We start from the raw sequence: 15,113 nt of genomic DNA on the forward strand, positions 1-15,113 counted from the left end.
GCACCCACAACAGGACCCTTCATGCAGGATGAACTGACCCCGCCGGCCAAGGACGCCGCGCCCGCCGGCACCCAGACCCTGATGCGCGGCCTTGCCGTGATCCAGGCCGTGGCCAGCGGCGCCCGTGACCTCAAGGCCATCGCCAGCCGTGTGGGCACTACCCGCAGCACCACCCACCGCCTGGCCAGTGCTCTGGTGGATGAACGCTATTTGCGCGTGTTGCCTCAGGTCGGCTACCTGCTGGGTCCCAAGCTGATCGAGCTGGGTTTCCAGGCGCGCGAGGAAGTGCCGCTGGTGATGCTGGCGGGCCCTTGGCTGGACGAGCTGTCGCGCCAGACCGGCGACACCATTCACCTGGCCATTCGCGACGGCGACGAAGTCCTGTACCTGCACAAGACCCCTGGCCGCAACGGCCCGGAAATGCGCTCGCGCGTCGGCCATCGCATGCCCTTGGCGCGCACCGGCATCGGCAAGGCGCTGTTGCTGGATGCTTCGCCGGCCGAATGGCACCACCTGTACCAGATCAGCCTGCCGGCCGCCGGCCACAACGCCTTGTGGCCCGATCACCCGGAGCAGACCTGGGAGCAGGTGCACGCGCGTATGCAAACCTACGTGAAAGGCGGCTACGCCTTCGACCTGGAAGACAACGAACCGTCGATCCGCTGTGTGGCGGCACCGATTCGCGATGCCAGCAAGCGGATCGTCGCGGCGATCAGCGTGGCCAGCACGGTGCCGTACATGTCGCTGGAGAAGATGGACGCGCTGGTGCCGGTGGTGCAGGAGGCGGCGGCTGGGATATCGGCAGAGGTGGGGGGGGGTGGTGAGGTGAGTCGCTACTCAGCGTAATTCGCTTTAAAAATAATTACATTGTGTGTATCGTGTGTATTGTGTGATGCGTGCGCTGTATCCTCTGGTCCGGGTTAAAGGGAACAAGGCATGGCGTATGCGCAGTCGCGAAATGATCAGATTGATCATGCAAGACGGTTGGTTCCTCGTGGCTGTCAATGGCAGTCATCACCAATACAAACACCCGCGTAAATCAGGAAGGGTGACTATCAAGCATCCGGATGGAGATCTGCCGAAAGGAACCATCAACAGCATCCTTAAGCAGGCGGGCTTGAAATGATCGGACTGGCCGTCATAAGCAGGTGGCAATGATGAAATTTGCGGTCGTTCTACATAAGGATGAAGACTCGGAATACGGCGTGATCGTCCCGGACGTTCCCGGGTGTTTCTCGGCGGGTACTACGGTCACCGAGGCACTTGAGAGTGTCGAACAGGCGCTGGCCTTTCACTTTGAGGGCCTGGTTGTGGACGGCGAGGTGCTGCCCAACCCCAAATGCATAGATGAGCATATGAATAATCCGGATTATGCGGGTGGGGTCTGGGCGGTGGTTGAAATCGATATCACGCCGTATTTTGGTAAGTCGGTGCGGTTTAACGCGACATTGCCAGAGCATCTGCTGGATCGCATCGATCAGACGGTCAGCCGCGACCGTCGTTATAAATCGCGTTCGGGGTTCCTGGCCGCGGCGGCATTGCGCGAGCTTTCTGCCTGAATTCAGACGCGGCGCTCGTCGGCATTGCGGCTACCGTTGCAAAGGCACGTCAAACAAGGCAGACGTGAAGCAGTCATCGCCAATGAACTTGTCGCACTCTGGTCTACGTCCATGGTGTAGCCCCGGCGCACGCCACGTTCCTTGAGCTTACGCAGGCGTTCGGCAACGCTGAGTGATGGCTGGCCGTTTCCTTCGCCGACATGCTGGCCGTCGTCAGTGCCCATGGCGGGCAGGGCGGTGGCCATTACCTGACGTGCCGCTGCGGGGATGCAGCAAGGGTGGGGCGTTCACCGTGCTCCCGCAAGCCAACGCGAATTGAGTCTGGATCACATTTCAGGGGATTCGGCCCACTCCCTCAGCGCTTGATTTACCCAATCCTGGGACAGTCGCTCCTGTTCCAGCCGGCCAATGCCCAGCAAGCCGTTGTGCAAGCTGTCGAACGTTTCGCGCTCGGCGGTGCTCAGGCCCGAGACAGGCATCTGCGCCGGGTTGGGTTCCGCGCAGCCACGCTCGCGATGACGAGCAAGCGTGGCGTTGTCCATTAATAGTGCATGGATGTGAGGTTGAAGGCGCCGCGCATCAGCCAGCAGCTTGAAGCCCCAGGTGTCCAGGTCGCCCCAATAGCCGATGCGTTTGCCCTCAAGCCAGGGCGCCCGAAGCCACCTGGTATTGGCGCCGCCGCCACATACGGCGATGGTGTCGGGGAGCTCAGGCAGTTCGTAGCCCGTTTGCAGGTTTTCCACGACAAGGATATTGCCGGCAGGCAGCGGGTATTCGAGCAACTGCTCCAAGGGCAATTTCAACAGGCCGAGCCCAGCCAGCCGGACCCGGGCCGTGGAGCAAAGGGGTTTCACGGTGAGCCAGTTCGAAGGTGTAGGTCGACATCCCAGCCATGCTTCCAGGCCGCCCTCTTCAGACACCTGCTGCCGATGGCGCTGGTCCAGCAAGGCAACGATCAACGCTTGATTGAGCTCCACGAACTTGGTGTCGACGCCCATCAGGGGGATGGCGCGCAGGTAACGCCCCTGACCAAGCCCACGCTGCAATTGTGGAATGACCGCTGCCAGCAACCGCGCATCTTCAACCGTTAGCCGTTCTAGTGCAGCCAGGTGCCTGAGCAGGGCAGGGTAAAGGCTTTCATCCAGCGCCAGCAGTGGTTCAAGGCGTGCTTCCCAGGCCTTGCTGCGGGCAATGGCATCATTGCCAAGCACCGTGATCAGCTGTTGCACTGTATGAATGCGAACCTCCACGGGGATATCACATTCACCCAGTTCCCGGAAGCTGCGGTTCACCCAGGTGACCAAGGCCGGCCAAGGCCAATTGCGCCACGCATTGAGGTAGGCATGAAATTGTTTGATGTCTGTCAGCGCGAGTGTGCCAGTAGGTGGGTTGAGGTTGTACACGATCGGAAACTTGCGCTTGCCTGCCAACCGCTCTCGCAGTCGGGCGGGATGCTGCCATTCCATCCTCGATAAATGCTGGATGACCTGCTCCGGCATCTTTCCCCAGGTAGTCATTCAGTCAACTCCGTTTCGATGCCAAGCGCAGCGGCGTCGGCTTGCGCCTTCGCCACCTGATGTTGGGCTTGTTGCTGGTCAATCTCTTCCCACGTCATCTCGCACAGTCGGCTTTCATGGTTGAGCGGATCGCGTTCAGCAATCAACAGCGAACGTGCCGATTCGCGAGCAAGGTTAAGGTTTTTATAGGGCGTGATCAGGTTGACGTGGATGCGCAGCTCCTTGAACACCTTCAACACTCTGCGGCTCACGGCCTCGGCCGTATTGGAAAAGGCCTCGTCGAGGAATACCGTGCAATAGATGGGCTGCTGGCAGCCGTCCGGCGTAAGGACGTAGGCCAGGCTAGCCGCCACGATAGTCCCAGCGAACGATTCCTTCTCGCCACCGGACTTGCCGCTGGACGAATCCAGAACATCGCGGATCGCCCCATTGGACTTGTCGATCTCTTCGGCAAAGAACGATAGTTGGTAGCGGGAGTCGAGCAACCGCAGGCTCTCCATGGTGCCCGACGTAGCGGGCTGGGTCGCTTTCTGCAACGTCACGATCAATTCTTGCAGTTGCCGGAAGCGGGTGTCGTGGTCATCACTGCCAGCGCGCGCCAGGACGCTGCTGAGTTGCTGATTGAATAACTTCACATGATCGAAAATTTCGCTTCTGCTGCCCAGGCGCAGGTGGCTGCCGTGCCTGAACTCGGTACGTTCGAGCACGTTATTGATCGTGTCGATCCGATCGCGAATATCTTCACGTTCAGCGTCGATTGCTTGTCGTATCTGCGCCAGCGACTGTGTGGCGTTGCGATTGAGGCGTTCCCGAAAGCGTTCGACCAGCTCGGGCAGGCCTTCGTTTTCGAGGTGGCTGAGGTACTCCAGGTACTCGCCCAGGCCTTCGGTACCGCTGACCCAGTCGTTGGAGATGAGTGGCCATTGGCTCTTGAAGGTGGCGACGATGCTGCTCGCTTCATTCGACGCGGTCAGTTCGCTGGCTGCGGTCTTTTCCTTGACCTTTTCGAGGGCAATGCGCTGCTCTCGCTCAAGGCGAGCGGCGTCATCCAGGGACGCCATCGGCAGCGAGCCGATGCGTTGGGTGAGGACGTCACGGACATCATCGGTGATACCCGCCTGGACGATACTCGACAGGTTCAGAAGTTGGCGTCCTGCGTCGCTGCACTGGCTCCTGAGGCCGCCTATTTCGTTGCCAGTCGACGTTTTCTCGGCGTGAAGGGCGTCTCGTTCGTCCTTCGACGCCTGCCACCGCGCCTTGGCTTGCCCGAGGTCGCTCTGCGGGTCCTCCAGTACTTGCAGGTCGGCGGCCAGCGTTTCCATGCGCTGCTGGATGGACCATACGTCAACGGAGGCCCATGGGGTGGCGGCGATCGTCTCCCAGCGGGCATTGGTTTCAGCCAAGGCATCCATGGCGGCACGTGCGCCGGCAACCTGTTGATTCAGCGTTCGCATTTGGGCCTGTAGTTCTGCTTCATCTGCTTCTAGTGCCTGCAGACGCGCGCGGTTGTTGAAGCCCAGACACCAATTCCGGGGATTGTCGATGGCCTGCTGGTCTTTCTTCTCGAACCTTCCCTTGTCCAGGTGGACCAGGCCCTGGATGGTCATGGAGAAAGGGGTGTCATCCAGCTGTTGCGTGCTATCCAGGCAGCGCAGGTCGAAGCGTGCCAGGTGGTGTTTCAGCCAGTCCCGATAGGGGTGGGCGCTCCATTCCAACTTGCGCAGGTAGCCATCGGGCTTGAACGGCGCGGCTGTCCCCGCCTGGCCCACCACCTGAACGCGGACATGCAGCCCGGTATGCCGGCTATTAAGCCAACGGGTCACGAGTCGAAAATGCTCGACGTCCACCAACAGGGTGGTGCGCAGGCCGCCCAGGGCCCGCTCGATGGCGCCGCGCCAGGGAGCGTGTTCCGCACGCACGTCCAGCAACTCGCCCACGAAGGGCAGGCGGGTGGCCTCCAACTGCAAGCTGCCGGCCAGTTCGTCGCGAAGCATCTGGTACACAGGGTCAATGTTGGAGTTGGGGCGTGCCTTGAGTTCGGCGATGTGTGTGGCAAGCGACCTGGCCTGTTCGCGCGCCGTCGCCACCTGGCCGGCCGCGTCTGCAAATGTATTTTGGCTCGCTTCGCGTTGCGCCGGGTAGTCGATGACGAAGGCTTGCGCCCTGGCCCGATGTTGTTGGAAGGCGTCTTCGCCCAAGGCATCAGCCTGACCCAGCGCGCGCAAGGTTTCCTGGTAATGAACGGCGTTGCGCTGGGTGTCCCCAAAGCGCTGTCGGGCTTGCTGCACGTCCCGCCTCAGCCCTTCAAGCCGCTCACCGCCTTGGGATTGGTAGGCGTGATAAAGGATCTCCACGCGCTCGTTGGCTTCCAGTAACCGGCTGTCCAGAGCGCCTTGATACGCGGTCAGCGGCGCCAGTTTAGCCTCCAGGTCAGCAAGGCGAATACTCCACAAACGATGACATTGCTCTGCGAAATAGATGGGCAGCGCCACCGACTCCCTGGTCAAGGCGATCAAGTGCAGCCTGGCCTCGACCAAGGCGTTGCTGATCTGCGGCAGGCGCGCGAGGGCATCGCGCTGCCTGCGGGCCTCGCTCAGTTCATGGTGGATGCCCACCAGGTCATCAAACTCCCGCACCGCCATGCTCGCATGCTCCCTGACACTGCTGGGCTCCAGTACCAGATCACGGATCAGCCCGGTCAGGTCATCAATTTTCTTTAGCCCCAGCGCCCGCGAAAGCAGGGCAGGGGCGTTGCGGTTTTCCATGCGCAGCAATCGTGTGAAGGCTTCTTGGTATTCGGTAAACGTCGCGAACCAATCAAGCCCTTGTGCCTCGCCCACATGTTGCTTGAGTGTCCGAACATCGCCCTCGCCAAATTGATGCAGTATTTCTTCGAGCGTGACATTACGCTTGCCGATGATGAACAGGCGTTTCAGGCTGTCCGCCGCGTTCGTCGCCTGGGTGGTCCAGAACAGCGTGGCCAAGACTATCTCGCAGCCGTCATCACCCTTGTAGCAAGCCCGCAGCGCACTTGCGGTTGCGCCTGGACGCTTGAGCAGCGAAGCGGTCTCGTTGCCGTCGTGCAGCTTGCCGTAGTTGCCGCGAATGTATGACATGAGCGTGCGGTCGGTGCGATCGCCCTGCGCGGCGGCGATATTGAATGAGGCTTTGCTGGGGGGCAGCAGCAAAGCCATCAGGCCGTCAATCAAAGTGGATTTCCCGGCACCGTTGTCTCCGGTGATCAAGGTCCCGTGAGCGTTGATCAGCGCGGTGTGCAACCCATGGAACGAGCCCCAGTTGTAGACCGATAGCTCAGCCAGGCGGATCTGTCCGGTTCCAAACAAATCACCGGGCTGCGCAGCTTCCTGCTCATTCATCGTTATTCTCCTTGGGAGGTGCTGCATCATCGGGACCCGTCAGGCGCTGGTATTCCGCCAGCAGACGGTCCAGGAAGTCGGCATTCACCACGTAGCGAATAACCGGTGTCACTTCGAATCGGTCGAGGTCACCGCGCACATTGCTGATCAGGCGTTTGTCGAGTAGAAATCTGGTCGCCCCACTCAACGTGCGGCGCTCGCCGCGCGTGCTTTGGGTCAAGGGTAGAAAGGGTGTCATCAAGGCCTCGATCTGCTCGGTGGCTATGATGATGCGTTGCTCGCCGGCGGTTTCACGCTCCTGGTAGTACTTGCGCAGCACTAGCAGCAGCAAGGTGTCGTATAGCGTCAGGGTTCGTTTGTTCACCATCGAATACTGCTCATCAGTGTCCGTGTCGTCGGTATCGTCGTCTTGCTGCAGGAGGATGGCGATGCCCGCCCGGCGATCCAGGATGAGGTGCAGGAACATGCTCGCCAGATGCCGGGTTATGGCAGGCTCATGCAGGCACAGTGCGTCAAAGGCCAGGCGTTTCTGGCTGGCCATGATCACACCCTGGCGCAACAGCAGAACCATGGCCCGGCGAGCATCCAATGGCATCTCGCCGTCGGCCGGGCTCTGTCCCTCCTGTGCGGGGGCGCTCTCGTCCTCCGCTTCCGGGGTTGTTCGATCCTCCACCACGGCGGGTCTGAAGCGGTCAAACAATGACGAGCCTTGCAGGGTTTTTTCTTGTTGGCTCATAAACCCAGGTCCTCCGGCTTGTCGGGAAAGTTGTCGGCAGCCATCAATAAGTAAGGCACTCGTACGTTGATCTGGTGGCCTGTCCGGTCCGTGACACCCACACTTTCGCAGGTATCAAGCTCCACGGCCTTGGTGGCCTTGGCGATTCGTACATAGGCAACCAATTCCTCCAGGCCGCTGGTAAGCGGGCGGTGCGCAGCCACCTGGGCGACCGACAGGGGGCCGTGCAAGGCAAGCAGGGTCCGTAGCGCCTCCGCCAGTTCCAGCACTTTCACGCTGTCGAGATGCTCAAGCATGCTCTGGCTTGCTGCGGTAGCGTTGGTGGTGGCGGCCACATTGCGGGTGTCCAAGCGCTCCTCCGGCAAGCGGAGGTGGAGGCTGGAGGGGGAGCGCACTTTGAAACTGCCGGTGGGAATATGGAGGGCGACAGGCTGGCGGAAATTGACGTCCAGTTCTTTGAGCCCCACCGCCAGCCGCTCAAGCTGGCGCAAAGTGCGTTCCACGGCGCGGCGCTCCTGCTGCGCGCCACTTTCAACGAAGGCCCGCAGGCTTTCCTCGGTTCGGCGGCGCACCAGAAATATCCGCTCGCTTTCCTTGCTCAGTTCCCGGACCAGATGGCCGAGGTAGCGGGCTTCGTCTCGGTCCAGGTGGTGAGCCGCGGGGCGCGCCAGAATCGAGCGGATCTGCTCGCGAAATTCGACGATACGATTCTGGTCGCACAACAGCCGATAGAAGCCATCGAACGCCCGTCCCGCATCTGTCTGCAACAGTTGATCTTCGTGCTTGAGCAATGCCTCCACAACTTCACCGCGGCCTGACTCAGATTCGATCATGCGCACGCGCAGGGTTTGGTCGAGTTGGCGGATCTCGTCCTCTAGGCGCCGGAAATCACCGGTCAGCACGGCGGCCAGATGGTACAGGCCACGAATACGCTCGCGTTGCTCCACGTCGTTGAGTTGCGTCAGCTCGCCCCGAAGCAGTTGTTCTATTTGAAGGTCCAGGTCGTGGCGGCGTGCTTCCAGCAGGGTGATGCGCTCTTTGGGGTCAGGGCTCAGCGCCGTGGCCAGGTCGCGCACGGCATCCTGCACGATACGCAAGTGCGATGCGGTGGCGCTGCTGTCGCGGTGTTCGAGACTTTGCGCGAAGCGCATGGCCAATTCGAAGGCGTCAGTGCGGGTCAGTTGATCATCGTGCTCGCGCAGCCATCCGGCATGAATCCAGTTGCGCAAATGTCCCCCGGCGTTGTCCTGCAGGCCATACAGCTCCTGCCACATGGGCAACTCTGTTTCCAGCGCCACCCGAGCCTTGCCGAACGGCACTTCCCTTTCTTCGTGGAACAGATCATTGATGAACGCTAGGACGATGGGCGCGTTGTCCGCATGCAGCAGTCGCCAAGCGGCGTGCTCGGAAAACAGTCGTCGATACCGGGCTTGCTGCTCGTGCACGGACATGGTCGTTCCCTATCGTGATTGTCGGGGCAAAAAGTGCGCCACAACCGTAACTATGGACCAGCCTTTGGGCTAACGATGTAGGAGAACGATTAAACGGTAGGGAGAAAATTCCGATAGGTGTAAAGCGGCGTCCCTCACGCCGCCTGGTGGAGCCGTTACGGGCGCTGAGCGATCATCAGGTTGAGGTTCTGCACCGCCGCCCCCGCCGCACCCTTGCCCAGGTTGTCGAACACCGCCGCCAGCAGCACCTGTTGCCCATGCTCGAACACCATCAGGCGCAGATCGTCGGTGTCGTTCATCACCTGCGGGTCCAGCAGCGTCAGCGCTTTGCTCTGCGCCATCGGCATCACCTGTACGTGACGCTGGCCGGCATAGTGGTCGGCCAGGCAGGCGTGCAGACGCTCGCCGCTCGCATCGCTGCCCAGCAGGTGCAGTTGCAACGGGATGGTCAGCACGATGCCTTGGCGGAAGGCGCCATAGGCGGGCACGAACAACGGGCGGTGGGCCAGCCCGCTGTGCTGGGCGATCTCCGGCACATGCTTGTGGGTCAGCCCCAGGCCGTAGACCTGAAACGCGGGCGCCTGCGCGGCGTTTTCGCCTTCGTACTGATCAACCCCGGCGCGGCCTTTGCCTGAATAGCCCGAGACTGCGTTGACGCTGACGGGATAGTCCGCTGGCACCAGCCCTGCCTGCAGCAACGGCCGCAGCAGGCCGATGGCGCCGGTAGGGTAGCAGCCGGGGTTGCTGACGCGCGTGGCCGTGGCAATGCGTTGAGCCTGTTGCGTATCCATTTCCGCGAAGCCGTAGGTCCAGTCCGCGTGAGTGCGGTGCGCCGAGCTGGCATCGATCACCCGTACATTCGGGTTGCGGATGCTGGCCACCGCTTCCCGCGCGGCGTCGTCAGGCAGGCACAGAATGGCGATGTCGCACGCATTGATCGCTTCGGCGCGGTGCTGCGGGTCCTTGCGGTAGCGCGGGTCCAGGCGCAGCAGTTGCAGGTCGGCGCGGTGCCGCAGGCGCTGGTGGATCTGCAGGCCGGTGGTGCCTTGGTCGCCGTCGATGAAAACCAGTGGAGTGCTCATGTGCAGGGGCTCGCGAAAGTGGATGCGGCTATCTTCACGGACGGCGTAGCATAGAGAAAGTTGAATTTGGCAAAGGCCTTGTTCAGTTTTTCTGAAGGTAGCCATACATGCGTGAAATCAGCCTGGACCGCCTGCGCACCCTGGTGGCCATCGCCGACCTGGGTTCGTTCGCCGAGGCCGCACGGGCGTTGAACCTGGCCCCGCCCACGGTGAGCCTGCACATTGCCGACCTGGAGGCCCGCGTGGGCGGTGTGTTGCTGTCCCGTGCCCGGGGCCGGATCACGCCCACAGCCATTGGTGAAACCCTGGTCGAGCGTGCGCGGCGCCTGCTGGTGGACGCCCAGCAAGCGCTCGATGACGTGCAGCGCCAGGTGCAAGGGCTGGCCGGGCGGGTGCGGGTGGGGGCATCGACAGGGGTCATCGCCCAGTTGTTGCCCCAGGCCCTGGAGCGGCTCGGCCAGCGGCACCCCGGCATCGATGTGCAGGTGGCCGTGCTGACCTCACAGGAAACGCTGCTGCAACTGGCGGCGGGTACGCTGGATATCGGCCTGATCGCGTTGCCTCAGTTGCCGGTCAAGGGGTTGGATATCCACCCCTGGCGCCGCGATCCGGTGATGGCCTTCCTGCCAGCGCGCTGGGAGCCACCGGCGGTAGTCACCCCGGCATGGCTGGCGGACCAGCCGCTGATCTTGAATGACAGCAGCACACGGCTGTCGCGCCTGACCGCCGAATGGTTCGCCAGTGACGGCCAGCAGCCGACGCCGCGTATTCAGCTCAACTACAACGATGCCATCAAGAGCCTGGTGGCGGCCGGCTACGGCGCGACGCTGCTACCCCACGAGGCGTCGACGCCGCTGCCGGATGCGCGCATCGGCATGCGCGCGCTTGAACCGCCGCTGTGGCGGCAGTTGGGTATCGTGCACAGGGCAGGGGACAGCGCACGGGCAACCGCTCATGTACTGGATGTGCTGTGGGAACAGGGGGTGGAGTAGGACGCGGGTTCAGGCGACCTTGGCGATGTTCTGCGCCACGCCACGCAAGTCGGTGACCGAAGCGGCCAGGCCGGTGATGTGGTTTTCCAGGAAGGCGATGTCGGCGGTGTTGTCCGAGTAGGTGGAGCGGCGCAGGAACAGGGCGTGGCCTTCCAGCATCCTCGACAAGGCTTCCAGATGAGCGGCGGTGTGTTCGAGGTCGTGTTGAATGGTGCCGAGGCGCTCGATGTGCATGGCGAAGGTTCCGCGAAACTGACGATGGAGAGTGAAAGGGCGTGGCGAACGGTGTTCACTGGCCTGATGCTTCTCTATCGGCACGATGGCCGAGTTCTCCAGTGTTTTCGGGTATCGGATGCCTTACAGCAGTGTCAGTGAGCTGATACCGATGATGGCTTTGAGCCAGATCTTGCGCGGGGTCGTGAGGTGCGTGGGAATGGCCAGGCGGCCACTCCCATTGTGGTGGCCTTTACATGTTCGGGTAAGTCGGCCCGCCCGAACCTTCCGGCGCCACCCAGGTGATGTTCTGCGAAGGGTCCTTGATGTCGCAGGTCTTGCAGTGCACGCAGTTCTGGGCGTTGATCTGGAAGCGCTTCTCGCCGTCCTCCTTGGTGATCACCTCATACACGCCCGCCGGGCAGTAGCGCTGCGCCGGTTCATCGTAGAGCGGCAGGTTGGTGCCGATCGGGATGCTCGGGTCAGTGAGCTTCAGGTGGCACGGCTGTTCTTCTTCATGGTTGGTGCTGGAAAGGAACACCGAGCTCAACTTGTCGAAGCTCAGCTTGCCGTCCGGCTTGGGGTAGTCGATCTTCGTCGAGTCCTTGGCCAGTTTCAGGCAGGCATAGTCCGGCTTGGTGTCGTGCAGGGTGAAGGGCAGCTTGCCGCCGAAGATGTTCTGGTCCAGCCAGTTGAAGCCGGCGCCCAGTATGGGGCCGAACTTGTGCATGGCCGGGCCGAAGTTGCGGCTGGCGAACAGCTCTTCATGCAGCCAGCTGGCCTTGAACGCGTCGACATAGCCAGTGACCAAGTCACCGCCCTGGGCGCCGGCGAACAGTTTGTCGGCCACCGCTTCGGCCGCCAGCATGCCGGACTTCATGGCGGTGTGGCTACCCTTGATCTTGGCCACGTTCATGGTGCCCAAGTCGCAACCGATCAGCGCACCACCGTTGAAGACCATTTTGGGCAGCGAATTGAGGCCGCCCTTGGCCAGGGCGCGGGCGCCGTAGCTGATGCGCTTGCCGCCTTCCAGATACTGCTTGAGCACCGGGTGATGTTTGAGGCGCTGGAATTCGTCGAACGGCGACAGATAGGTATTACTGTAGGACAGGTCGACAATCAGACCCACCACGACCTGGTTGTTTTCCAAGTGGTAGAGGAAAGAGCCCCCCGTGTTCTCGGTGCTCATGATGTCCAGCGGCCAGCCAGCGGTATGCACCACCAGGCCTGGCTTGTGCTTGGCCGGATCGATTTCCCAGATTTCCTTCAGGCCGATGCCGTAGTGCTGTACGTCGGCGTCGCTGTCCAGATTGAAGCGCTTGATCAATTGCTTGCCAATGTGCCCACGGCAGCCTTCGGCGAAAAGGGTGTATTTGGCACGCAGTTCCATGCCCGGAGTGTACATGCCGTCTTTAGGGTGGCCTTCACGGTCCACGCCCATGTCGCCGGTGACGATGCCGCGCACTGCGCCTTCTTCGTCGATCAACGCTTCCTGGGCCGCGAAGCCTGGGTAGATTTCCACCCCCAGGTTCTCGGCCTGCTGCGCCAGCCACCGGCACAGGTTGCCCAGCGAGATAATGTAGTTGCCCTCGTTGTGCATGGTCTTGGGCACGAACAGGTCAGGCACCTTGGTAGCGCTGTCGGCACTGCGCAGCACATAGATATCGTCGCCGGTGACCGGGGTGTTCAACGGTGCGCCGAGTTCCTTCCAGTCAGGGAACAATTCATTCAGCGCACGAGGTTCGAACACCGCGCCGGAGAGAATGTGGGCGCCCACTTCGGAGCCTTTTTCCACCACGCAGACGCTGATTTCCTGGCCGGCTTCAGCAGCTTTCTGCTTCAGGCGGCAGGCGGCGGACAGGCCAGCCGGGCCAGCGCCGACAATGACCACGTCGAATTCCATGTATTCGCGTTCCACAGGTTCTCTCCTACTCAAGGCTCACGGTTTCTTCTGATGGGGCGTTGCCCTTGTCGGCGTCCGGTGCGGTGTAGCGCGGTCACGGACGCACTACAGGGCAATCTCTTTGGCCGCGCATTATATCTACACCACCGGCCGGGTCCAATACAAACGTTTGTTTGAATTTGCCCCAGGCCAGTAAAATCGCTGGGGCGGCGGGTGCATGACCGACGAGTTCCGGTTGTTGACCGGTCAGGGCGTAGCGGTCAAGATACGGGCGGTTCCGCATGTGCCGCAGCGTGTGCGCGGCACCAAGAGCATCTCTGAAAGCCAGGCCAGAGCCCGTGCAGGCATGCCCAGGCCCCAGTTGCAGTGGAGTTTACACGTCGCCACCGCCGATGACTGCCCGGTTTTGCCGCAAGTCGTTGAAAAATGGGGTCAAAGCTAAATGCAGCCGGCTCGCCGTCGTTTTCAAAGGTGCCCTTGTGCCCACTGAGCATCGCCTGGCCCGCCCAGGCGACATTCTTTTCACCGGAGAGTAACGAGGAATCCATGAAGGTTCTTGTAGCTGTCAAACGAGTGGTCGACTATAACGTCAAGGTCCGTGTCAAAGCGGACAACTCCGGCGTCGATCTCGCCAACGTCAAGATGTCCATGAACCCTTTCTGCGAAATCGCCGTGGAAGAGGCTGTGCGTCTGAAGGAAAAGGGCGTTGCCACTGAAATCGTCGTGGTCACCATCGGTCCGAGCACTGCCCAGGAACAGCTGCGCACCGCGCTGGCACTGGGCGCCGACCGCGCCATCCTGGTGGAAGCCGCCGAAGAATTGAACTCCCTGGCCGTGGCCAAGTTGCTCAAGGCCGTTGTCGACAAGGAACAGCCACAGCTGGTGATCCTTGGCAAACAGGCCATCGACAGCGACAACAACCAGACCGGCCAGATGCTGGCCGCGCTGACCGGTTTCGGCCAGGGCACCTTCGCCTCCAAGGTTGAAGTGGCTGGCGACAAGGTCAATGTCACCCGTGAAATCGATGGCGGCCTGCAGACCGTTGCGCTGAACCTGCCTGCCATCGTCACCACCGACCTGCGTCTGAACGAGCCTCGCTACGCTTCGCTGCCCAACATCATGAAGGCCAAGAAGAAGCCGCTGGAAACCGTTACCCCGGACGCCCTGGGTGTTTCCGTTGCTTCCACCAACAAGACCATCAAGGTTGAAGCCCCGGCTGCACGCAGCGCTGGCATCAAGGTCAAGTCGGTCGCAGAACTGGTCGAGAAACTGAAAAACGAAGCGAAGGTAATCTGAATGACTATCCTGGTTATCGCTGAACACGAGAAGGGTGCTGTAGCCCCGGCTACCCTGAACACCGTCGCAGCTGCCGCGAAAATCGGTGGTGATGTGCATGTGCTGGTCGCTGGCCAAGGCGTGGGTGCCGTGGCTGACGCTGCCGCCAAGATCGCGGGCGTCGCCAAGGTGCTGGTCGCCGACAACGCTGCCTACGCGCACTTCCTGCCGGAAAACGTCGCGCCGCTGGTGGTCGAACTGGCCGCCAACTACAGCCACGTGCTGGCCCCGGCCACCTCCAACGGCAAGAACGTGCTGCCGCGCGTGGCTGCCCAACTGGACGTGGACCAGATCTCCGAGATCATCTCGGTGGAATCGGCTGACACCTTCAAGCGCCCGATCTACGCCGGTAACGCCATTGCTACCGTGCAATCGAGCGCTGCCATCAAGGTCATCACCGTGCGTGCCACCGGCTTCGACGCTGTGGCCGCCGAGGGTGGCTCGGCCGCTGTCGAAGCCGTGGGCGCTGCCCATGACGCAGGCAAATCGTCCTTCGTGGGTGAAGAGCTGGCCAAGTCCGACCGCCCTGAGCTGACCGCTGCCAAGATCGTCGTATCCGGCGGCCGCGGCATGCAGAACGGCGACAACTTCAAGCACCTGTACGCCCTGGCCGACAAGCTGGGCGCCGCCGTGGGTGCTTCGCGCGCCGCGGTCGATGCAGGCTTCGTGCCCAACGACATGCAGGTTGGCCAGACCGGCAAGATCGTCGCGCCACAGCTGTACATCGCCGTTGGTATCTCCGGCGCGATCCAGCACCTGGCCGGCATGAAAGACTCCAAGGTGATCGTCGCGATCAACAAGGACGAAGAAGCGCCGATCTTCCAGGTGGCTGACTACGGCCTGGTCGCTGACCTGTTCGAAGCCGTACCCGAGTTGGAAAAGCTGGTCTGATCCAGCGGCTTCACTTATAAAAGAGCCCGGTCCTGTGACCGGGTTTTTTTATGCGGT

General features: G+C 61.6%; 14 protein-coding genes and 1 pseudogene. 7 read left to right on the forward strand and 8 right to left on the reverse strand.

Annotation, left to right across the window (positions count from 1 at the left end):
- Nucleotides 1–21 precede the first annotated feature (21 nt).
- From QBK88_RS03525 to QBK88_RS03535, 3 genes are all read left to right on the forward strand, one after another.
- Nucleotides 22–846, forward strand: a complete 825-nt coding sequence (locus tag QBK88_RS03525; protein ID WP_277960940.1) for an IclR family transcriptional regulator — start codon at nucleotides 22–24, stop codon at nucleotides 844–846.
- A gap of 97 nt (nucleotides 847–943) precedes the next feature.
- Nucleotides 944–1,126 carry a type II toxin-antitoxin system HicA family toxin gene (locus QBK88_RS03530; RefSeq protein ID WP_268144255.1) on the forward strand — a complete coding sequence of 61 codons (183 nt, stop codon included), beginning with the start codon at nucleotides 944–946 and terminating at the stop codon, nucleotides 1,124–1,126.
- Nucleotides 1,127–1,157: 31 nt separating this feature from the next.
- On the forward strand, nucleotides 1,158–1,559 hold the full coding sequence (locus QBK88_RS03535; protein ID WP_176572362.1) for a type II toxin-antitoxin system HicB family antitoxin: 402 nt from the start codon (nucleotides 1,158–1,160) through the stop codon (nucleotides 1,557–1,559).
- A 101-nt stretch (nucleotides 1,560–1,660) separates the two neighbouring features.
- Here the strand turns inward: QBK88_RS03535 and QBK88_RS30785 are convergent.
- The 6 genes and pseudogenes from QBK88_RS30785 to argC all read right to left on the reverse strand — a co-directional run.
- Nucleotides 1,661–1,735, reverse strand: a pseudogene (locus tag QBK88_RS30785) (Lrp/AsnC family transcriptional regulator); the annotation flags it as partial.
- A 150-nt stretch (nucleotides 1,736–1,885) separates the two neighbouring features.
- Nucleotides 1,886–3,058 carry a DUF3322 domain-containing protein gene (locus QBK88_RS03545; protein ID WP_277960942.1) on the reverse strand — a complete coding sequence of 391 codons (1,173 nt, stop codon included), beginning with the start codon at nucleotides 3,056–3,058 and terminating at the stop codon, nucleotides 1,886–1,888.
- Nucleotides 3,059–3,072: 14 nt separating this feature from the next.
- A complete protein-coding gene (locus QBK88_RS03550; RefSeq protein WP_277960943.1) occupies nucleotides 3,073–6,453 on the reverse strand; it encodes an ATP-binding protein in 3,381 nt (1,126 codons plus the stop codon).
- On the reverse strand, nucleotides 6,446–7,189 hold the full coding sequence (locus QBK88_RS03555; protein WP_277960944.1) for a DUF4194 domain-containing protein: 744 nt from the start codon (nucleotides 7,187–7,189) through the stop codon (nucleotides 6,446–6,448). The genes QBK88_RS03550 and QBK88_RS03555 overlap by 8 nt, the downstream gene beginning before the upstream one ends.
- Complete coding sequence (locus tag QBK88_RS03560; RefSeq protein ID WP_277960945.1) at nucleotides 7,186–8,640, reverse strand: DUF3375 domain-containing protein; 1,455 nt, start codon at nucleotides 8,638–8,640, stop codon at nucleotides 7,186–7,188. Before QBK88_RS03560 ends, QBK88_RS03555 begins: the two co-directional genes overlap by 4 nt.
- Nucleotides 8,641–8,795: 155 nt before the next feature.
- A complete protein-coding gene (gene argC / locus QBK88_RS03565; RefSeq protein WP_277960946.1) occupies nucleotides 8,796–9,722 on the reverse strand; it encodes an N-acetyl-gamma-glutamyl-phosphate reductase in 927 nt (308 codons plus the stop codon).
- 107 nt (nucleotides 9,723–9,829) lie between these two features.
- Here argC and QBK88_RS03570 point away from each other — a divergent pair, with 107 nt between their 5' ends.
- Nucleotides 9,830–10,714 (forward strand): LysR family transcriptional regulator, encoded by an 885-nt coding sequence (locus QBK88_RS03570; RefSeq protein WP_277960947.1) that lies wholly within the window; start codon nucleotides 9,830–9,832, stop codon nucleotides 10,712–10,714.
- Nucleotides 10,715–10,723: 9 nt separating this feature from the next.
- On the opposite strand, the gene QBK88_RS03575 is transcribed toward QBK88_RS03570, so the two are convergent.
- A complete protein-coding gene (locus QBK88_RS03575) occupies nucleotides 10,724–10,948 on the reverse strand; it encodes a hypothetical protein (protein WP_268144243.1) in 225 nt (74 codons plus the stop codon).
- A 232-nt stretch (nucleotides 10,949–11,180) separates the two neighbouring features.
- Nucleotides 11,181–12,845, reverse strand: a complete 1,665-nt coding sequence (locus QBK88_RS03580) for an electron transfer flavoprotein-ubiquinone oxidoreductase (RefSeq protein ID WP_277960948.1) — start codon at nucleotides 12,843–12,845, stop codon at nucleotides 11,181–11,183.
- A gap of 202 nt (nucleotides 12,846–13,047) precedes the next feature.
- Here QBK88_RS03580 and QBK88_RS03585 point away from each other — a divergent pair, with 202 nt between their 5' ends.
- The 3 genes from QBK88_RS03585 (at nucleotide 13,048) to QBK88_RS03595 (ending at nucleotide 15,056) form a co-directional block, all read left to right on the forward strand.
- Nucleotides 13,048–13,272 (forward strand): hypothetical protein, encoded by a 225-nt coding sequence (locus tag QBK88_RS03585; RefSeq protein WP_277960949.1) that lies wholly within the window; start codon nucleotides 13,048–13,050, stop codon nucleotides 13,270–13,272.
- 104 nt (nucleotides 13,273–13,376) lie between these two features.
- A complete protein-coding gene (locus QBK88_RS03590) occupies nucleotides 13,377–14,126 on the forward strand; it encodes an electron transfer flavoprotein subunit beta/FixA family protein (protein ID WP_158155910.1) in 750 nt (249 codons plus the stop codon).
- Nucleotides 14,127–15,056, forward strand: a complete 930-nt coding sequence (locus tag QBK88_RS03595) for an FAD-binding protein (RefSeq protein WP_277960950.1) — start codon at nucleotides 14,127–14,129, stop codon at nucleotides 15,054–15,056.
- Nucleotides 15,057–15,113: the final 57 nt, after the last annotated feature.

The organism is Pseudomonas sp. RIT-To-2 (genome assembly GCF_029623465.1).
In the GTDB taxonomy this organism is placed as follows: Bacteria; Pseudomonadota; Gammaproteobacteria; order Pseudomonadales; family Pseudomonadaceae; genus Aquipseudomonas; species Aquipseudomonas silvicola.